This is a genomic window from Blautia difficilis, assembly GCF_014297245.1.
Classification (GTDB): Bacteria; Bacillota; Clostridia; order Lachnospirales; family Lachnospiraceae; genus Blautia_A; species Blautia_A difficilis.
The window spans coordinates 85,866-106,487 of the sequence record NZ_JACOQG010000011.1; the positions used below are offsets into that span (position 1 = coordinate 85,866).

At 43.1% G+C, this 20,622-nt stretch carries 22 protein-coding genes; all 22 read right to left on the reverse strand.

Translation table 11 applies throughout. The features are described from left to right. Positions 1–43 precede the first annotated feature (43 nt). The 22 genes from H8Z82_RS08790 to H8Z82_RS08895 all read right to left on the reverse strand — a co-directional run bounded on the left by H8Z82_RS08790 (position 44) and on the right by H8Z82_RS08895 (position 20,260). A complete protein-coding gene (locus tag H8Z82_RS08790; protein ID WP_019161296.1) occupies positions 44–457 on the reverse strand; it encodes an RNA polymerase sigma factor in 414 nt (137 codons plus the stop codon). Between the two features lie 464 nt (positions 458–921). Further along, positions 922–1,599 (reverse strand): ABC transporter ATP-binding protein, encoded by a 678-nt coding sequence (locus H8Z82_RS08795; RefSeq protein WP_019161295.1) that lies wholly within the window; start codon positions 1,597–1,599, stop codon positions 922–924. A gap of 11 nt (positions 1,600–1,610) precedes the next feature. Further along, the gene (locus tag H8Z82_RS08800; protein ID WP_019161294.1) at positions 1,611–3,110 is read right to left on the reverse strand and encodes a hypothetical protein; all 1,500 of its coding nucleotides are present in this window, start codon (positions 3,108–3,110) and stop codon (positions 1,611–1,613) included. 9 nt (positions 3,111–3,119) lie between these two features. Continuing rightward, positions 3,120–3,875, reverse strand: coding sequence for a hypothetical protein (locus H8Z82_RS08805; protein ID WP_019161293.1), 756 nt, complete (start codon positions 3,873–3,875; stop codon positions 3,120–3,122). Positions 3,876–4,009: 134 nt separating this feature from the next. Beyond that, on the reverse strand, positions 4,010–5,332 hold the full coding sequence (locus H8Z82_RS08810; protein WP_147641566.1) for a sensor histidine kinase: 1,323 nt from the start codon (positions 5,330–5,332) through the stop codon (positions 4,010–4,012). A gap of 2 nt (positions 5,333–5,334) precedes the next feature. After that, a complete protein-coding gene (locus tag H8Z82_RS08815; RefSeq protein WP_330607886.1) occupies positions 5,335–6,063 on the reverse strand; it encodes a LytR/AlgR family response regulator transcription factor in 729 nt (242 codons plus the stop codon). Then, on the reverse strand, positions 6,050–6,238 hold the full coding sequence (locus tag H8Z82_RS08820; RefSeq protein ID WP_019161290.1) for a transposase: 189 nt from the start codon (positions 6,236–6,238) through the stop codon (positions 6,050–6,052). Before H8Z82_RS08820 ends, H8Z82_RS08815 begins: the two co-directional genes overlap by 14 nt. 120 nt (positions 6,239–6,358) lie before the next feature. Beyond that, positions 6,359–6,712, reverse strand: a complete 354-nt coding sequence (locus H8Z82_RS08825; RefSeq protein WP_019161289.1) for a TnpV protein — start codon at positions 6,710–6,712, stop codon at positions 6,359–6,361. A 26-nt stretch (positions 6,713–6,738) separates the two neighbouring features. Next, positions 6,739–8,619 (reverse strand): recombinase family protein, encoded by a 1,881-nt coding sequence (locus H8Z82_RS08830; RefSeq protein ID WP_186994914.1) that lies wholly within the window; start codon positions 8,617–8,619, stop codon positions 6,739–6,741. Between the two features lie 305 nt (positions 8,620–8,924). Beyond that, positions 8,925–9,131 carry a CHAP domain-containing protein gene (locus tag H8Z82_RS08835; RefSeq protein ID WP_243176430.1) on the reverse strand — a complete coding sequence of 69 codons (207 nt, stop codon included), beginning with the start codon at positions 9,129–9,131 and terminating at the stop codon, positions 8,925–8,927. Positions 9,132–9,206: 75 nt separating this feature from the next. Continuing rightward, on the reverse strand, positions 9,207–9,521 hold the full coding sequence (locus tag H8Z82_RS08840) for a type II toxin-antitoxin system RelE/ParE family toxin (RefSeq protein ID WP_019161285.1): 315 nt from the start codon (positions 9,519–9,521) through the stop codon (positions 9,207–9,209). 1 nt (position 9,522) lies between these two features. Continuing rightward, positions 9,523–9,825 carry a type II toxin-antitoxin system RelB/DinJ family antitoxin gene (locus tag H8Z82_RS08845; protein WP_019161284.1) on the reverse strand — a complete coding sequence of 101 codons (303 nt, stop codon included), beginning with the start codon at positions 9,823–9,825 and terminating at the stop codon, positions 9,523–9,525. 145 nt (positions 9,826–9,970) lie between these two features. Further along, complete coding sequence (locus tag H8Z82_RS08850) at positions 9,971–12,469, reverse strand: ABC transporter permease (protein ID WP_186994916.1); 2,499 nt, start codon at positions 12,467–12,469, stop codon at positions 9,971–9,973. Beyond that, on the reverse strand, positions 12,462–13,163 hold the full coding sequence (locus H8Z82_RS08855) for an ABC transporter ATP-binding protein (RefSeq protein ID WP_186994917.1): 702 nt from the start codon (positions 13,161–13,163) through the stop codon (positions 12,462–12,464). The genes H8Z82_RS08850 and H8Z82_RS08855 overlap by 8 nt, the downstream gene beginning before the upstream one ends. Before the next feature lie 139 nt (positions 13,164–13,302). Continuing rightward, positions 13,303–14,232, reverse strand: coding sequence for a sensor histidine kinase (locus H8Z82_RS08860; RefSeq protein WP_186994918.1), 930 nt, complete (start codon positions 14,230–14,232; stop codon positions 13,303–13,305). Beyond that, the gene (locus tag H8Z82_RS08865; RefSeq protein WP_186994919.1) at positions 14,220–14,888 is read right to left on the reverse strand and encodes a response regulator transcription factor; all 669 of its coding nucleotides are present in this window, start codon (positions 14,886–14,888) and stop codon (positions 14,220–14,222) included. The genes H8Z82_RS08860 and H8Z82_RS08865 overlap by 13 nt, the downstream gene beginning before the upstream one ends. Positions 14,889–15,202: 314 nt before the next feature. Next, positions 15,203–15,907: a response regulator gene (locus tag H8Z82_RS08870; RefSeq protein WP_186994920.1), complete on the reverse strand. Its 705-nt coding sequence runs from the start codon at positions 15,905–15,907 to the stop codon at positions 15,203–15,205. Beyond that, on the reverse strand, positions 15,900–17,465 hold the full coding sequence (locus H8Z82_RS08875; protein WP_186994921.1) for an ATP-binding protein: 1,566 nt from the start codon (positions 17,463–17,465) through the stop codon (positions 15,900–15,902). The genes H8Z82_RS08870 and H8Z82_RS08875 overlap by 8 nt, the downstream gene beginning before the upstream one ends. A gap of 73 nt (positions 17,466–17,538) precedes the next feature. Further along, a complete protein-coding gene (locus H8Z82_RS08880) occupies positions 17,539–18,186 on the reverse strand; it encodes a potassium channel family protein (protein WP_186994922.1) in 648 nt (215 codons plus the stop codon). Positions 18,187–18,205: 19 nt separating this feature from the next. Then, a complete protein-coding gene (locus H8Z82_RS08885; protein ID WP_186994923.1) occupies positions 18,206–19,543 on the reverse strand; it encodes a TrkH family potassium uptake protein in 1,338 nt (445 codons plus the stop codon). 213 nt (positions 19,544–19,756) lie between these two features. Further along, positions 19,757–19,969 carry a hypothetical protein gene (locus H8Z82_RS08890; RefSeq protein ID WP_117677573.1) on the reverse strand — a complete coding sequence of 71 codons (213 nt, stop codon included), beginning with the start codon at positions 19,967–19,969 and terminating at the stop codon, positions 19,757–19,759. 66 nt (positions 19,970–20,035) lie between these two features. Continuing rightward, a complete protein-coding gene (locus H8Z82_RS08895; RefSeq protein WP_019161275.1) occupies positions 20,036–20,260 on the reverse strand; it encodes a DUF3791 domain-containing protein in 225 nt (74 codons plus the stop codon). Positions 20,261–20,622 lie beyond the last annotated feature (362 nt).

Below are 20,622 nucleotides of genomic sequence, written 5' to 3' on the forward strand. Positions count from 1 at the left end.
GATAAGGGAAATGATCCCTTTCACTTGGTAGCCAGAAAACAGGTCATTCGTTAAGCCTGTTCTCAAAGAAATTTATAAATTTTTTTCTGACCGCCTCCACACTTTGATAAACAGCCACTTTGGAGCAGCCGCACAGCACACCGATCTCTGCAAGGCTCAGCCCGTCAAGCGCATAGAGCAGGAACCGGCGGCGCTGGGCCTCGGTACAGGTATCCAGAACAGCCATCAGCTCATGCAGCGTTTCCATGCGGCAAAGGTATTCCTCCGGCGTTTCACTGTAAACGTCCACGCCCTCGGTAAAAGCTATGTACTCGTCAAACTCCCGCCCGTCCCAATGCCGCCGCTGTTCATGGAACAGGTTCTCCGTTTTGTGGTCGGCCCGGTCAAGAAATTCATAGACTTCCAGCGTGACCTCCACGGCCACAGCTTGTCCGTTGTAATTGATGGTGACTTCCATCGGCCTTTCCTCCGTTCAGATTTTTGCGGGAAAATCTGAACGGGGCGGCGGGGAACGACACCGGGGGCAGGGTTCGGGCCATGTTGGCCCGATGTTCCGGCCCCGTAGGTATGAAAAAACGCCCGGACAGCATGAAGCGATTCGAGCGCAAAAAATACGGTATTCAGTTACATTGTGACAATTTTCGCACTGGCTGCCAGACGGGGCCTGTCCGGTGGCCGGGCTTTTTTGACGATAGTGCAAATATCGTCTGAATTTGTCGGCGGTCAGTGTGCTTCATGGCGACTCCCTCCTAAATCCGCCGTGTCAGCGTATAGGCGTCACTCCTTTGTCGAGGGCATAAGAAACGGCGGCTCTGAAATTCAAAGCCGCCGTTTCTTATAGGCGTGTTGATAGGACTGCTGGACGACGACTTTTTTCTTTGCCGCCGTCCGGCAGCTACCTTTCTTATTGCTTTTAACGGGTTATTCCATCTCTCTATAGCGAGAAGCAATTTCCTCCGTAATCGGAATTAGTCTGCAATCTTCAATCGAGTACACCTGATCGCATAGTTGTTCAATGTCTTTGAAATGGTGTGAAGTCAGAAAAATGGTCTTGCCTTCCGCTTTCAGCATACGGATGATGGCCTTTACATCCTCATAGGTTTTGTAGTCCAGTGCGTTAAAAGGCTCATCCAAAATCAGAATATCCTGCCCCTCCATAATCGCCTGTGCAATCCCCAGTTTCTGCTTCATACCAAGAGAATAGTTGTCTACTTTCGTTTTATTATCAGGGTCAAGCCCCACTTTGCTCATGGCCTGTCGGATTTCTTTTTCTCTAATTTTCCCTTGAATGTCCGCAAGAAATTTCAGATTTTGAAAACCACTGTAAATGCCAATAAAACCGGGGGAATTGATAAATACTCCCAAACTTTCGGGGAAGTCGCGGCCATTTTTACCAAGCTGTTTTCCGCGCACATAAATACTGCCCCGATCAGGCTTCTCGAAACCGCATAAAATCTTGAACAGCACCGACTTTCCGCTGCCGTTAGCGCCAACCAAACCAACAGCTGTTCCCTGTTCTATGGACAGTGAAACGTCTTGAAGAATTGCCTTGCCACCAAAACTTTTTGATACATTTTTCACTTCAATATATGAACTCATATTCTGTCCTCCTAATTCAATATTTTCTTGTAGCCACACATAAGGATTCCTGCAATCATCAGCGTTAAAATGGCAGCCTCTATTCCAAAGGCGGACACAGCGGAAATTCCAATTCCCGGTTCCACAACAGAAATTCTTGTCAGGCTGGAAAGGCCAAAAGGCGAATAAGCTACCCAATTCCCCGGAAGGACACAGAGCAGATTTCCCGCCACTAACACAAGGAAACCGATTGTAACCTGTCTTGTGGCAATGTAGATGCCGAGCATAATCAGATATTGCGCCAATATATCAAGGCACTTCATCAAAACCGCATAGAGCAGGAACCTGAAAGAAACGATTGTTAATCCAGTGCTGAATAGGGATGCCCCTATAAGGCCAGCCATAAGCCAAAAGATTGCATATACCATGAGAAACTTTATGCTGACCAATAAAATGCTCTTCATCAAATGCCTGCGGCCCTTCGAGCGCACAGAAACAAATATAGATTGCCCGTTCACTGTTTGCTCCACAAAAGCGGCAAGCAGATAAAGGGGCACACCGCCGGTAATCAGCAGTTCAAGAAAAGGTAAAACTTGAAAATATCCGGTTCCATGTCCTGCAAACAGGGCATAAATCCATTCCAATCCTGATAGGGCGGTGCCATTGCCTAAGCCTTTGTAAATCGAAACTCCCAACACAACACCTAAAAGAATCAGCAGATTACGAGGGATCATGAGCGCATGGAAATAGTAGCCAGCTATACCACGGTGGGATAACTGTATATGCGACAACTGTCCCCGCCACGCAAACCGAATAGATATAGCAATTATCAAAACAATGAGCAGCAAAGTAAAGGCAGTTATCTCTAAACGATGGGGCACGCCCAAATTGTGGTGTAAAATCAGCAAATGATTAAAACTCGTCAGCGGAATATTTTGAATTGCCGGAAGCTTGATCCACACAGCCGAGAGGACATAAAGAACGATTACAATTCGGATCGTCCACTTTCTCCCAGTGAAATGTCCAATCCACATACAGATTCCAAATATCAGCCAACTTCCAATAAGCTGATAGAGGGTAAAACAGACAAACGCCTGCAAGGGACTGGCAAAAAGCTGTTCCAGAGTGGAAAATAACTCGGCTTCCGTTGCACCCGCAGCAAGGTTCCATTCGTTGCCTAAAGGTAATCCTATACCAGACAGAAGAATTGCCCCAGTTTGAACTGCCGTCAGAATGACTGCAATCAAACCGACCCCAATCCATTTTTTCAGAAAATAAGAATGGTAACTTTGAAACCGTAAGATTATTGGCTCTCCATCGTCATCAATAAAGGAAAAGCAGCTTAACAGTACAATCGGCAGCACAAAATAGGTCAGATAGTAATGGTCTGATACCGCCGACAAGATGTGCCGCTCGTATGCAGTACCTCCGTTTAACCTCCCGCTGATGGAAAAAAGTATACATCCGGCAAATAGGGCAAGCGACTTTCCATATCCCCACAAACGGAGATTTTTTCTGATAAGCGCAATCATAACGGACTCCTAAATGGTTACGACAGCATTTTTCTTAGAAAGAAGAAACGCTGTCAGGCCGATCACAATGCCTAAAACGATTGGTCCAAAGAGGAAAGAGGAAATCGATACGACCTTTGGATCGACTGTTGTGGGATCAAAAGCTACCACCAGCCGCAATCTCTCCAAACGGAGAATCGCCAGGACAAAATTTTCTAAAATGGAATACATAAACGGCCCGGTAAGGATTACAAAAATATTCTTGCTGTATAAAGCGAGGACAAATCCGAAAGTCATTACAAAAAGGCTGACGATGCCCCTCCACAGGGACAGGGCAACTGCATATAACAGCGGGGCCTTTATAAATGCGTTTTCAAATATATGGCTAAACGGATTTTCAACGAAAGGAACCACTGGCGGTTTCACATAGATGGCAAACACCGCCGATAGTATATAGGGAATCACAATAATACAAAGAGTTCCCAGCGCATACGCAATCCATTTGGCAGTCAGGTACTTCTTAATTTTCACTCGCGGCATGACATAGAGCAGGAAGTTATTTTTGCGCTCATAATACAAATTCCAGCATAGCGGCACCACAACAAATAGCGGATAAAGCAGAGAGAACAGTTCTGTTCCAACTTCCCATGCCTCTAAATCGTAGTGCAGTACATAGTTTTGGTAAATTGTGCAGGACAACACACTCATGGCGATTGCCAGAAGAACCGTTGTCAATAGCACCGGCAGAAAAACTTTTTTCCACTCATTTCTCACAAGGTCTATCATATTTCATTCATCCCTTTCTTTGTTTTTTCCATTATATCGAAGGCTTTCAAGTGCTTCAATAGGTTGGAAACAAGAGAGGGTTTTAAGGGAACAAGATAAATTTCGTTCCCTTAAAACCCTCGTTCATACCCTTTTTATGGCATGAGTACGCCAAAGATAACATAATTTTCATTCAAAATAGATTCGTTGCGAGTCAGGATTTTTCCATGATACCGTTCCGTCATGCGTAGGATGTTATACAGACCAAAGCCGTGGCCGTCACGATTCGTCTTTGTTGTTACGCCTTTTCCAAACAAGGCCATAAATTCAGTATTTGACAGTGGCGGAGCCGGATTGGAAACTGTCAACTCCAGAAAGCCCTCCTGTTTCTTGCTGGATAAAAAAATTGTACTTCCTTTCGGTGAAGCCTCGATTGCATTATCCAATAAAATTCCAATGATCTCGATCCATTCTGTTTCCGGGGTGACCGTTTTTTTGAAAAGACCGTGTAAAGATAATTCTATGTGACAATTTGCCGCTTCTGCCTGCTTTATTTTTCCAAACAGCATCCCGGCAATCATTTTGCTGTCGCATGAGAGCAGTTCCCGATCATTAAGACTGATTCCAATACTTCCTGTAAGATCTGCTACTTCTTTCCGGGCTTCTTCTAAAGTATCAGCAGAGGCAACGGCAGCTTCAATCGCCATCATCCGATTATTAAATTCATGCTGCCTTGCCCTAACCTGTGAGATCAATTCTTCTACAATAGGCACATACTGCTCAATCATGTGGATTCGCTTTTGCTCCTGCGTCCGACGCTGATGCAGGAACAGCAATATACTGTCCAGCAGCAACACCGCAAGGATCAGAATTATAATCACCCACAGATGGGAAAGAATTCTATCCACATCAAAAGAGAGGATAGAAAGCACTGCCATGAGAAGGACAGCGATATTGGCAGATACGATCAGAACTGTGAAATCGCTTCTTTGGACGAGCTGATGGATCAAGCCGAAAAGCGGCGTGAACTCCAGTACGACTATAAGGCACAACGCCGCTATACGGCTGCCCAACAGGAGTAAAATATCCATAGCTCCGCAGACAGCAAAAAGAACCGCGCACAGGCATTTGACGAACAGGAAAATAGAGGAGGCCGCCATTGTGCCGCAGAAAACCGTTCCGCTGGATTTGGAGCCGAAGAAAATACTGCTCAACAACAATACTGCAAAAATCAAAAACAGCAATCCAACAATATTGTCTGCTGGTAGTATTTCAAAGCCTTCACTGCGGAGAGATGCCGTCATATTTGCTCCGACAGAAAAATCCACTCTCGGTACAACACAAAGAACAAGAAGAATGGGAAAAATGAAAAAATCTTTTGCCTTTATTTCTGCTCTTTGACGGAAAACGACTTCGCAGCAGAGCGCCAATATTCCTGCGTCCAATCCTAACTGTATCAGATTCATTAAAAAGTCCATGCTTACCCCCATAATTCGGCCTGATATTTATTTCCGATGGGGATTGTATCTGTAAATCCTTTCAGAAAAATCTTCCGCCCGGATTTGTCAATTTTCTCAATATGGGATTTGTTCACGACATAACTCTTATGGCACTGAACAAATGCCGGATCATCAAGCAACGCCAATAAACCAGACAAAGTGTACCCGGAAATCGTATCTTCTTTGATGCCGGACAGACGGCTACTGGTATGGATCACAAGTTTTTTTCCAAAGGCTTCGATATAGGCAATATCCTGTGTAACATATTCTAAGATAAATTGCTTTTGCTCAATCTGAATGGTTTTTGCTTGTTGGCTCATCTGTTTAGACAATCCCAACGCGTCACGAAATGCCGTTACAAATTCTTCTTCGCCAAATGGCTTTACAAGAAAACTGTAACACTTCACATCTCGATAAGCTGAAAGTTCTTCTCCTGCCAATGCCGTTTCAAAAATGATCGGCGTATATTTATATTCCGGCAATTCGCGGAGCTGCTTTGCTAAGCTGGTTCCTTTATAGTCCTCTAACTGAATATCAAGGATAAAAAGGGAAACATCGTTCGCTTTTGCGTATTGTAAGGCTTCTCCGGCCTCGGAAACAGAATGTACCTCAAGATCGGCAGATATATTGTCAATATAACGCACAATTTTCTTTACAGCATTTGTATTATCTTCTACTAATAGCACCTTGCCCATTTTACAATTTCTCACCGCCTTTGTTTTGCTTTCGACGCTTATCCGCCGGTTTATCTGCCGCTTTAGGGAGCAGCCAAACACCAGCCATCTTCACAGCGCCGGGAATACGGCCCTCGACGCAGTAATAATTGATTTGACGGGACGAAACGCCCCATTTTTCACTTGCCTCTCTGAGTGTCATGTAGTCCATGTTCACACCTCCGACAACTTCTTTCATTATATTTCATTAGCTCGAAAAATACAAGGCAGAAGATATGACGGAAGTGTAAAACAAACAGAGACTGCAAGTAGCAGCCTCCGCTTGCAAAAACTACTGATAAATCAGCTCTGTAAGAATAATTTCCTCCACCTGCGCTTTCAGTGTATTCATCAGCCCCACCCAGCGCATGGGGTCACTGGCTTTCAGTTCCTCGGTGACACCCGCCGCCTCCATCATGCGGGGCAGCATGGCGTCCATGCGCTCCCGCGCCGCCCGGTCAATCTCCAACAGGTGCGGGTACAGCTCTTCGCTCAAAATCAAGCTGCTGTAAAGGCCGGGCCGGTGTTCCTTCAGGTAGCGTTGCCGCATACGGCCATACTTGCCAATGGGGGCCTCCGGCTGCTCGGAAAGTTTCAGGTCGGGGATGTAGTAATCTCCACAGCGGGTGTAAGTCAATTTGTTCATATTCGTCCTCCTTTGCACTGTGATGGTTAAACTGCGGCGCTGGCCGATACGGTGGCCTTGCGCGGCTCCTGCCTGGGTAACTGGCTGATGGTGGTAAAAATGCCCTTCTCCATGTCCTCGGCCCGGATAGCTGCCTTTGCTGCCTCCATTTTTGCCTTGCGCTTGGCGTTGTAGCGTTCTTCCCATTCCTTCTGCTTGCCGTTTGCCTTGCGGCGCAAGTAGTTCTGGTGAAGCCTGTCCTTGCGCTCCTCCTTCTTCCGCAGTTCTTCCTGTTCCTCCGGGGTCAGGGGAACCGTCTGCAAGGCGGGCGGGATATACCGGCCCACAAAATTGAAGTAGATTTCAACCTCCTGTGTGGTGTCCTGGCTGCCTTTGCGGGCGCGTTCATGGACAAGGATTTTCTCTACAAACTCGTTGAGCATGGTATTTGTCAGCGTGTCGAAATTCTCATACTTGTCAATCAGGGCTATAAACTTCTCCGCAGATTTCCGGCTCTGCTCATAGCCGGTAACGGCCTTTTCCAGTTCCATGATTTCCGCATTGAGAGCGTCTTGCTCTTTGGCATACTGTGCGTCTAGGGCCTCATACCGGGCGTCCAGCAGCTTACCCAGGGCGTTGTCCTCATAGATTTTGCAAATCAGCTTTTCCAGTTCCCCGGCCCGCTTTTGGGCGGCGGCCAGCCGTTTCCGTTTCTTGGATATGTCGGCGGTCTGCTGGGCGGCCTGCGTTTCCTGGACGGTGCGGATAAACTCGGCCCGGTCATTCTTGGAATACTCTGCGATGGCCCGGAGCATATCGGCAATCAGGGTCAGAACGGCTTCGGCCTTGATACGGTGCTGTGTAGGGCAAAGAGAGCCGATAGGGTATTTCCCATACTGGCCGCAAGTGTACTGCGGGACGCGCTTGCCGTTGTATGTGCGGTGAACATACATCTTGCCGCCGCAATCGGCGCAGTACATCAGGCCGGTCAGAGGATGGGCCTCCCCAAAGCCGTCCGGGTAGCGTCTGGCGTTTCCACGGATACGCTGCACATTGTCAAAGGTTTCCTGGTCGATAATGGCCTCATGGGTGTTCTCAAAAATCGTCCACTCGCTTTCGTCAACATAGTGGCTTTTCTTGTCCTTAAAGTGCTTGCGGGTCTTGAAATTGACCGTATGGCCTAAATACTCCCGCTTTTTCAGGATGCTCACAATGGTGGATGATCCCCAGCCGTAGGGGTCTTTTACCGGCTTCGTCCTGTTTACTCCTTCGTCAAAGCGTGCCAGATGGACAGCGGGGATTTCGACCTTTGCCTCGGACAACAGCTTGGAGATTTGATAGGGGCCGTAGCCCTCCATCGTCAGGGAAAAGATACGGCGTACCACTTCGGCGGCTTCTTCGTCCACAAGCCAGTGTTCCCGCTTTTCGTCCCACAAGTAGCCATAAATGACGGTGCCGGTCAGGTGCTTGCCGCTCATGCCTTTGGACTTGAACACAGAGCGGATTTTCCGGCTGGTGTCGCGGGCGTAGAACTCGTTCATAATGTTGCGGAAGGGAGTAAAATCATCGTCGCCTTTCAGACTGTCCACACCGTCATTGATGGCGATTAGCCGGACACCGCGCTGCCGCAAAATCTCCATGACCTGACCGACTTTCAGATAGTCGCGCCCCAGGCGACTCATGTCCTTTATGACGATGGCCTCCACCCGTCCGGCCTCAACTTCCTCCATCATTGCCAGAAAACCGGGGCGGTCAAAACGGGTTCCCGATACGCCGTCATCGGTGAAGTGGGTGGGGTTCGGCAGCCCGTTCCGGCGGGCATAGTCCTCCAACATCTTTTTCTGGTTCGATATGGAGTTGCTCTCGCCCTGTAACTCATCATCGCGGCTCAAACGCTCATACAGAGGAGTGATTTTCTCGTTTCTCATGGCTGTACCTCCTGAAACAAAAATACTCTAAGTGATTGCTTCACTAACCATGACAAAATCATGATTAAGAAGTCACTTAGAGCATATATCACCCCTTGCGGGATATTACTTCTTGAATTTATATTTCCCTTTTCCGTGACCGGACACAGGTTCAATAATATCTGCCTGCAACAGATTGGAAAGAAATTTTGAAGCACCCTATTCTGTTGTTTCGTGAATACCGCAAGATGATGAATAATCTCGCCCATTGAAAGTCCTTTATAATTCAAACTCTACAATTCCATCTATCATTCATTTTCCTGTTTCTAATAAACTACCCTTCCATATCCCATAATGGAATCGGAACTGATCGCATAGCTTCTTTCCTTTACAGCATCCCCGGAGTTTCCTTCTATAGTATAGACAGTTGTTCCGTCACAGCGTTCCACGATTCCCACATGGTCGCACGTTCCATCATGCTCCCAGTCAAAAAAGATGATCGCACCGGGACTTGGCATACTCCTCTCTTTCATGCAAAAAAGGCAGGATACCTTCCTTTTTACGGGAACAGATCCTGCCTGATGTTTTATATTGTTTAATTTTCTCATTTAACCTTTTAATCGGCTTTCAATATCTGATGCACTATACAGTACATCTGTTACAATCACCTTATCTCCCTGGATTACAAAAAAGACGGAATAATTATCTACCAACAATCTTCTCATCTCTTTGCTTCGTTCCGGCTCTGATTCCATAATACGGATTCTCTCAGCCAGTGTTTCCAATGTCAAAATGGCATCTGCAATCCGGTTGTATTGATCCATTGCATTTTCCGGTGCCTGAAGAACATAAGCGATGTGATTATATAACTGCTCCATATCAGCCAATGCTTCATTTGTAATCTCAACCGTATAGTGTTTCATATCAATGATTCTCCCTGAATTTTGCAAACGCTTCCGCTGCATTTTGTACTCTTCCTGCAGCTATATCATTGTAACCTTTTTCCAATTTTTGATGGAGTTCTTCTGTTGTCATAGCATCCGCATGAATCGATACTGGTGCTTTTGGTAAAGAAACAGAAAATGGAATTCCACCTGTAAGAGAGATCTGGTTTAAATACATATCAATTGCTGTCGACATGGGAACACCTAACTGGGACAATACTTTTTCTGCCCGTTCTTTAACCGTTGGATTTACTCTTAAGTTCAATGTTGCTGTTTTTTCCATGTTCACACCTCCTTGTTTCTTATATTGTAACGCTTTTGTCGTTACAATTCAAGCACTGTTTTTCTGTTTTGTATCCGATTTTACATTTACATGATACTCTTTTTTGAAAAAATTAAAATAATTAATAGAAACACATCCTGTCAAATCACTCAACTCCTTTAATCCTCTCAACAACAGTTCCATTCTTTTCCAAAATAATCCAGGTAAGGACCGGAACCATAGTACAAACCAGAAAACTGATTCCCACTGCAAATAAAAGTGGAAGTAATGGCACTGAAAAAGCAATCCCCCGATAATTCATTGATTCATAAATAAGATACGTTATTCCCATTCCTACTGTTAGCGTAACAAGCCATGCGCTGCCTGCATAGAGAACTCCTTCCCTGACCAGCATTCCAAGAAGCTGCTTCGGGGTCATCCCGATACTCTCCATAACCGAAAGCTCCGTCATCCGGCTCTGCACATTTACCACAAAAGTGTTCATATAGTTCATGATTCCGATAAAAGCCAGAATCAACACAATCCCGATTCCCACTTGCGGCATATTGCCCTGTGCTTTTTCAATCTCATCTGCATCTTCGATTTTGGATTCCCAGGAAAAGTCTTTTGCATTGTCATTTTCTTCTAATAACGCAAGGATTTCCTGTTCTGTATCTCTATCATATTCTTTGTGATATTTTATGCTGGTCTTTAGTGTAATTGGATGATTGGCAAATGTTTTCACCACCTGATCACTGGCTATCATCGTCGGTGGGTATCCAAGGAGTGCTGTATAATAATTCTCGTCCGTAACTCCTTCTATGGTAAAAGTTTTTGTCGTTTGTTGATCTTCATACAAAGCACATGTCACATTTTTTCCTATTATGTCAGCATCTGAAAAATCCAAACCATTTCGATAAACAATACATGCTTTTCCCGATAGGAAATCCTCTTTATTTATCGGATGCGTAAGACTGTTATTTAAATAATCAAATTCCTGTTCATCAATTCCAATCAGAGAGGATCCAAAATTCTCAGGATGATTCTGATACTCGATCTTTTCCTTACTATATGGAATGCTCATCCACTTTGCATAAAATTCTTTCATCCACATCTCAGCAAAATCCGGTTCCCATGGAACTGTAATCTCGGCAAATATCATAGAATGTGCTTCAGAGACTCCGGCATTTTCTTTGATTGACTTCACGAAAGAATCATCCAGAATGTCTCTTCTGTCTTCTGATTTTTCTTTGCATGCCGTATCATTTTTAACAACCATATCCGTATCCATATAATTTGACACTATGGTTCTTGCTACCTGACTGTCCAGCATGGTCACAATACAAAGGTACACAGACAGACTGGCTGCCAAAGACAACAGTACCACCGCAGTTCTTTTCTTATCCTTTGTAAACTGCTCCAGGGAAAGTCTTGCTATTACTTTCCCCTTTCCTGCTTTTCTTTCTTTTACGGTTTTGTGGGTCGGACGATAACCAAGCGCTTCTATTGGAGAGATATCTGCTGCCATTTTTGTCGGTTTTTGGCTGGCCAGAAAGATGGTAACCCCAACCAGTAAGATGGTTGCCAGCAGAACTGCCGGATGAAAGCGAACCATACCTGCTCCAACATAGCCACTTTTGATTCCAAGTGATTTTACAACAACAGGAATCAGGAAAAAGGATACCAGCCCACCTGACAGACATCCAAGTACTGTCCCTGCTGATCCGATCAGAAGCATCTGTTCCTTCATCATCCTTTTTATCTGCTTTTCCGTCATTCCGACCGTCTGAAGCAGACCGTAATAACGAACTTTTCCAGCTACGGAAAGATACATAATATTATAAATAAGCAGATATGCACACAAACAGGTAACTGCAATCAAGCCAATAAGACCTGCCAATATCTGAACCGATGCGCCAAAATCTCCCATGAAGAAAAGATTCTGCTGCTTTCCAAGATTCATACTTTCGATAAAAGCATTCTGCTCTGTTTTTGTCATTATTTTCTGCTTAAAATCCATAAAGTAACGACCGGAAGCTGCCTGCGAAAGCTTCCATCCCGATTGATCATAGAATTCTTTCGAGACATAAAACTGTTTCTTGGGTCCATATCCGTCCCAGAGCCCACAGATTCGAAAAGTCCCTGTAAAGATTCCCTCATGTGTTCCATAAGACATAGTAAGAGTATCGCCAACATCAAGATTTTCGTAACCACATTCTTTTAAAGCGGATTTTGTTACCATTATCTCATTCAAAGCTGTCGGATATCTTCCTTCCAGCTTTTCTCTGACCGGCTCCATCATCTGTGTCCAATATCCATCATCTGCCCAGATCAGTCCCACATTCGGTGTGGAATCCTGATCTGTTTTTTCTACCCATCCACAGACTCCCGCTGTACCTGTCAGAACGATATCCAGGTTATTCTCACACATTTGCCTCTGTTCATCCGTCACTCCATACATAATTGCATCAAACTCAGCTCCTGAAATACGGATGTTCTGAATTTTCTGAAGCCTGAAATAAGAATCTCCAACTGTGAATATTGTGAATACCAAAAAGGAAGAAAGAAGAACCGCAAGGAACAAAGTAATGGTCTTTCTCCTGTTTACTTTTAGAGCATTCCTTGCCATCCTTTTGATCACTTTCTGATTCGAATTCTTAAGCATAGGAATCACTTCCCTTCCTGGTATCTCCTACAATCTTTCCGTCCTCAATATGTACGATACGATCTGCAAGCTGTGCAATGTCTCTGTCATGAGTGATCAGGATCAAGGTCTGGCTGAACTGTCTTGCTGCCATTTTTAAAAGTCCGAGTACATCATGGCTGGTAACCGAATCCAGATTTCCCGTCGGTTCATCAGCCAGAATAATGGCGGGCTTCGCCGCAAGCGCCCTGGCAATCGCAGCCCTCTGCTGCTGTCCACCGGATAATGTTCCAGGAAAAGCTTCCCTCTTCTCTGACAGCCCTAAAAGTTCCAGTATCCCATCCACATACTCCACATCAACCTTTCTCCCATCCAGTTCCACCGGAAGAATGACATTCTCATATACATTAAGATCCGGAACAAGATTATAATTCTGAAAAATAAACCCGATCTTTCTTCTGCGGAATATGGCAAGCTGTTCTTTTTTCAGCCCCAGAAGGCACTTACCCTCTACCAACACTTCCCCTTCTGTTGGCACATCCAGTCCACCCAGCATATGCAAAAGTGTACTTTTCCCGGATCCGCTTTTTCCGATAATAGCAACGAATTCCTGATCTTTCACACGAAAATCTACGCCATCTAATGCCTTTACCGTATTTGCACCCATTTGATAATATTTCTTTAAGTTCTTTGTCTCTACAATGTATTCTCTCATTGGCTTGCCTCCCTTTTGACATTTCATGATATCAGGGTCAAAAGACCTTTTTACCCTTTTTATAGAATATCTCACAAAAATCACAAAACTGTCTCAATTTTTAATTATCACAGAATTGTGACAAGCCCTGCCAATTATGTTACGGTTCATTCACTGGAAAATACAGACGAAAACACGCCCCTTTTCCTATTTCAGACTGTACTTCTATATATCCCTTCTGAAGCTCCATGATTGTTCTTACAAGATATAATCCGATCCCAACCCCTGGTTTATCATGAACCTCCGGCTCACGGTAAAATCTTGTAAAGATCTCTGCCTGCCTTTCCGGTGCAATCCCTTTTCCAGTATCAGAAATACTGATCTTAAAAAATAATTCCTGTCTTTCTGTCTGAATATGGATCTTTCCACCAGGTTCAGTATACTTGAGTGCATTATCCAGAATATTATAAATTGCTTCCTCCGTCCATTTGCTGTCATGACGGATCATCATATTTTCTTCACAGTTCACATATAGATCAATCCCCTTCAATGCCGCCTCCGGAACCACATCGACAACTGCATGGCGGATTGTTTCGTATAGATTTTGGTCTTCCTTATGTATTTGCAGAATTCCCGTTTCAAGCCTTGACATTTTTACCATGCTCTGCATTAAAAAATCAATTTTTTCCATCTGTCCTTTGATTTTTCCCAAAAACTCCTGGCCGTTTTGCGAAAACTCCTCGTCCTCAAGGAGTTCCAGGTATAGTTTTATATTGGCAATGGGCGTCCTTGTCTGATGGGATATATCAGAAATCAATCCCTTTACTCTTTCTTTCTCACGAAAACCGTCTTCTTCTTTTTTCCGAAATACGTGACCGGCTTTTGCTAATTGTGTTCCTGTTCTTCCCCAGAGACTGTCCTCCAATTCTTCTTCCATGTTCCATTCTTTTCCTGTTACAATAGCATCCAGAACATCTTCCACCTTTTCAGCAAACAACTTCGCTTCTTTTTTTATCCGATAGTTTTTCCATAACAATACCAGTACTGCTGCAAATAAAATTATCATTATGATATACATCAGCCAATCCATTGATATCCCATCCCATATACATTTGAAATATACCTGTGATCCTTATCTTCAATCTTTCCTCGCAGACGATTCACGTTTACTGCCAGTGTGTGCTTGTCCACAAACTGTCCTCCACTGTCCCACAGCCGCTCCAATAACAGATCATAAGTCAGAAGCTGTCCCCGGTTCATAAGAAATTGACGAAGCAGACGGCACTCTGTCGGTGTGACGGGGCATTCCTGACCTTTTACCGCCACTCGTGCATGATCCAAATCTATGTATAAATACTCATCTGCAAAAATCAGACGATTGACCGAAGCAGTTCTTTTTAAAATGGCCTCTATTTTTCTAAGTAAAATCTTCATTGAAAATGGTTTTGTAACGTAATCCTCTGCCCCGGATTCATATCCTGCCAGAGCATCCTCCTCCATATCCCTGGCTGTCAGGTAAATGACCGGAACTTCTCTTTGCTTTTTTACCCACTGGCAAAAAGAGAATCCTTCGCCATCTGGAAGATTCACATCCAGAAGGACCATATCTATCTGATTCCCCAAAAAAATCTGCTTCCCTTTTTCCATAAAAGTCACACCATAAACTCCATATCCTGACTTTTTCAAAGAATAACAGATTGCCTGATTCAGATCATAATCGTCTTCTACAACTAATATATTCTGCATAGTCTATTTCCTCCAATACAAATATTCACCAAGTAATCTATGCAAAGTACTGATGCTTAATACTTTTTCATATTCTACCACAGACTTTTCCCAGATATGAAAAAAAAGAAAAGAATCTCAATTTTGTGATTATTCAGAGTATAAAAAAAAGAAGATTTTCTATTCTTCAAAAAACCCTCTTTCTGCGGCATACAGGACGGACACTATATTGTGAGAAATAAATAAATAAATAAATGTAAAAAGAGGATATTGCTGAATCATCAAATCAGATGGTTGGGCGATATCCTCTGTGACATAACTCCGTATCCAACTTTTTACTTCTCTATCCTAAGCATACGATATCCAATGCCAATATGTGTCTGGATGTATTGTACTCCATTTTTCTCCGGCTCCAGTTTTTTCCGCAATGTTGCCATAAAAACTCTGAGAGAAGCAACATCATTATCCGAACATCGTCCCCAAATCTGCTGGGTAATATAGGTATGTGTCAATACCTTTCCCACATTGCGGGACAAAAGACAGAGCAGCTTATATTCTATAGGTGTCAGATGCAATTCCTCTCCCTTCAGATATGTGCAGCCTGCCGTATAGTCTATCTTTAATCCACCATTCTCAAAAACAGAGCTTTCTATCTGCTCTCCGGTCTGCATAACCGCAAGTCTCCTCTGGGTGACACGGATACGCGCAAGTAATTCCTCAACAGAGAACGGTTTCGTAATATAATCATCTGCTCCTGCATCCAGTGCCTCTATTTTATCTATGTCCTCACTTCTGGCGCTGATCACAATAATCGGCATGTTCGACCAGGTACGGATTTTTTTAATCACTTCCACCCCTTCCATATCAGGAAGCCCCAGATCCAGAAGAACAATATCCGGATTGTGGGACGAAGCTTCCAGAATAGCTGAAGATCCGTTTTCTGCAGCCAGATATTTATAGTCATGTGTTTTTAATGTAGTAATAATCAGATTGCGTATGGGTCTGTCATCCTCAACCACCAGAATTAATGTTTTATTCATTTAATGTCACCTCGCTTAAGGGTAAAGTAAAAGTAAAATTGCATCCATGAGGATTATGATCTGTCAGAACCAGGGTTCCTTCATGCGCTTCTATAATAGAGTGGCAAAGAGCCAGTCCAAGTCCCAGACTTCGTTGACTATCCGCAACTGTTGTTTTCCCTGTATAAAACATCTCAAAAATATGTGACTTCATTTCTTCCGGAATTCCCGGGCCATTATCTTCCACACTTATCTGCGCTTTCCCATTTGTTTTAGCTCCCCGAATACAGATCACAGAACCCGGCGGTGTATATTTTATTGCATTATCAATTAAATTTACCAGAACCTGCATAATAAGACGTACATCCATACGTGCAAGAACAAGTTCTTCGCAGTCTGTCACAATTTTATAATCATCATGTTTCCGGCTGATATGCCGCAGGGATTCTGCAATCACCTCATCCAGAAGCTGGTCTGTAAATTTAAATTTCAGTCTTCCGTCATTCAGTCTGGTAATGGAAAGCAGATTCTCCACAACTCCGATCAGCCATTCAGAATCATCATAGATATCGCTATAAATCTGATGTTTTGTAGCTTCGTCCAGACGGTCACTATTGCCAAGCAGCATATCTGCATTACCGGAAATGGAGCAAAGCGGCGTACGAAGGTCATGAGAAATCGCCCGAAGAAGATCTGCCCGCAGCTGTTCATTTTTGGCCATAACTGCATTTTTTTCTTTTTCTAATGCATTTTTCGCATTTTCCATTGCAAGCGCACATTCATTTATTACAGACAACAGGATGCTGTATTCAAAAGAGTCCAGTGTTTCTTTTTGCAATGGTATCCCGATCACACCGTAAACATTATCCCCGCTCCGGATTGCCAGATATAAACATTTAGCCTGAGGAAAATGGTGTGTGGACGCACCGGCATGCTGCCTGTTTTCACAGACCCATCTGGCTATCTGCTGCTCTTCTGGTATCAGAAAATCTTCTGTGTCCTCTTTTTCCCCGGAGAAAAGCTTTCCCTCTGATAAAATTCCATTTTCTACTACATATGCTGTAATATTGCGGTTTAACAGACGGAGAAGCTGTGTACAGGTAACATCAAGAATCTCTGTTTCTCCTTTTGCCTTTTGCAGCAGACGGTCTGTATCAAACAGAATCTGTGTACGAAAGGCAAGCTGTGCAGACAGCTTTGCATGTGTTTTCAGCTTTGCTGCAAGCGCTCCCGTAAGTACGGATGAAATAAGCATTATGAAAAATGTCACCGGATAACCCACCGCATAGGTTTTGAAAGACATCCCTGGTTCTGTCAGAAAAAAACAAAATAAAAATACACTTAAGAAAGAGCCTGCCACGCTGCAAAGATAGCCATCTGTCACAATCGAAGTAAGCAAAACCCCCAGAATATATATGGTTACAATATTCGTATCCGTAAAATTCAGTTTCTGAAATAACAGACCAATTAAAGTGCATACCGCAAATATAAATACCGTCAGAAAATAATCCTTTGCAGACGGTTTTTCCATATACCATGTGAATGACCGTTTCTGATGATTCGCATTTTTTAAACTCATCCTGTCCCCCACCTTTTTTACTGTTTTGAAAATTATATCATGGGGCTGTGTTGTGGTCAAAAGTCTTTTTTAGCTATATGCGGAAGCACTTCTGAAGGGCTCTGTATTCTCCCAGCACCAGCAATTTACTATTCTCTTCCAAATATGTATCCGGAGAAATTGCAATATTAAATTCTCCTTCATTTTTTACCGCCAGAATATTAATATTGTAACGCTTTCTGATATCCAGTCCGCCTACAGTTTTTCCAATCCATTCCTCCGGCACTTCTACCTCAAAAATCGCATGGGAAGCATCCACCTCCATATAATCAAGGATATGATCATCTGTATAACGGATAGATGCCCATTTTGCAACCTGCTTTTCCGGATAAACCACCTTATCTGCACCATTGCGTAAAAGAAATTTTTCCTGAACATCACGTTCAGCTCTGGATATCACCAGTTTTGCTCCCAGTTCTTTCAGAAGGGAAGTTGTCTCAAGAGAATTCTGAAAGCTTCCTCCAATAGTCACGAAACAGATATCGTAGTTTCCAATCCCAAGAGATTGTAAAAATTCCTCATTAGTACTGTCCCCAATCTGGGCGTTAGTCACAAACGGAAGCACTTTGTCCACCCTTTCTTCCTTCCAGTCGACTGCCATAATTTCATGTCCAAGCTGATTCATCTGCATGGCAATATGTCTTCCAAATCTTCCAAGTCCAATAATTAATACATTCTTCATAATATTACTTTTCTCCTTCTCATCCAACTGTAATTTTCTCCAGAGGAAGCTTTGCATTTCCCTTGTTTCTTCCTGAGAATACTGCATAAATCAGGGTCAGGCCGCCTACACGTCCCAGATACATCAGTATGATCAGCACAACTTGTGAAAAAACATGAAGTCCCGGTGTGACTCCCAAGGTCAGACCTACCGTACCCACAGCTGAAGCTGCTTCATACAGACAATCCAAAAGTGGAAGATCTTCGTATACGCTGATTGCAACACCTCCGCAAAAGAATAAGGTAAAATAGAGCATAGCTATTGTGGCTGCATTTTTTATCACATGATATTCCAGTCTTCGTCCAAAAGCCCCTGCATTTTCCTGACTGCGAAAGGTTGCAATTGCATTCAGTATCAGTACCGTAAAAGTAGTTGTTTTCATTCCTCCTGCTGTAGAACCCGGCGAACCACCAATCAGCATTAATAGTATCATAACCGCTTTTGATGCCTCACTCATCGCTGAAATGTCTATGGTATTAAAGCCGGCAGTTCTTGTAGTTACCGATTGAAACATGGCAGCTAACAGGCGTTCTCCCACAGGCAGGTTTTTCAGATCACAGACAAAGAAAAAAACTGCCGGAAAAATAATCAGGCATACAGTAGTCATAAGAATAATCTTACTTTGCATGCGGTAACGTTTAAAATTTATTTTATTCCTATAAATATCATCCCAGGTGAGAAAACCAATTCCCCCTGTAATGATCAGCAGCATGATTACTACATTTATAAGGGCATTTCCAGAATACCCTGTCAAAGACGGAAAGGCATTATCTGCTGTTCCCAGAATGTCAAATCCTGCATTACAAAAAGCAGAAACAGAATGAAAGGCTGCCATCCAGATTCCCTTTAAGCCATAATCCATCAAAAAAACCGGCAGCAGTAACATAGCCCCTGCTGCTTCAATCAACAATGTTCCCTTTAAGATAAATCTCGTCAGTCTGACGATTCCTCCAACTTTAGGTGCTGAAATTGCATCCTGCATTGTACTTCTTTGCATGAGAGATATTTTTTTCCCTGAAAGAAGCGAAACCGCTGCCGCTACGGTTACTACTCCAAGTCCACCTATTTGTATAAGCGCAAGAATAACCGTCTGTCCGAACACAGACCAGTAACTTCCGCTGTCCTTTACTACAAGTCCTGTAACGCATACTGCCGAAGTGGCTGTAAAAAGTGCCTCATGAAATGGCGTCGGCACTTTGTCCAAAGAGGAAACCGGAAGCATCAGCAAAATACTTCCCAAAAGGATCACACCTGCAAATCCCAGAATAATTAGCTGAAAAGACGTCAGGTGTTTTCTCTTACACATTTTTTCCGGCATAAATGATCATAACTCCTTACTAATGATTCTATAGCAATATCTTCATAATGCGTTTTATTATATACAATTGCTTTCAAAGATAGTATAAAAGTCTATGATTCCGTATTAAGATTGTATAAAGACAGTCAGCACTTTTACAAATAGCGTATCAGCATATACTATAATCTTATAACTATTGATTTCTCAACAAAGACAGACGGATATACATTCATCTCAAATCTGATATCCGGATTTCTTTAACTCTTCCCTATACAATTCAGCTATATATGCCGGACCATTGCACCACAGCTTTGTTTTTTCATCATACAGTGCTTTTCCTGTCTTTGAACAAAGAAAATCTGTCAATGTCTCTTTCCTGTCCTTGCCCGTTTCTTCTGCAATCTCATCCGTCACCATAGTGATAAGAAGGTCTATTGTATAATTCATTCATTTTTTCTTTCGATGAGCTGCAATGCAATGTAACCAGGATAGAGAACAAAGTCATCTTTTAACTCAAGCACTAATCTCTATTCCCTTTCTTTGCAAAAATTCAGTAATATCTTCAAACACAGCTTCATCGCCTTCACAATGAAAAATCCCATAACATTTTTCTATATATCCAAGAACATCGGCTTCTTTAAACAAGTGGATAATCTGTTCAACAGGTAAATGCCACTCTTCTGAAGCAAGCCGGATTAATCTTGTTTGCATGAAAGTAATCTCTGTTTTCTCACTCATTATGAATCCGCCTCATTTTTCTTGGTCAATAAAACTGGAATTGACATAACTCACTTAGATTGCTTATGCCAAGCATATAAGTAGATAGCAAGGAACACTCCCGCAAAACAACTAATGATTACGCCTGCAATCAAAGCAGGATAATAACTTGTAATCAAGCCTTTATCTGCTGTTACGATGAAGATAATGCCAATAACGAATGCTATAACATAGATAATGGGCATAAACTTTTTCATAAAATCACGTATAATCCAATTATCTTAGATGGTAATTGGATTTTTCCTTTCTCCCAGTTAACACTGGGTATTTATTTCCATCTCTGATATATTTTGAAAAGGCACTGTGGATCTGTATCTATAACT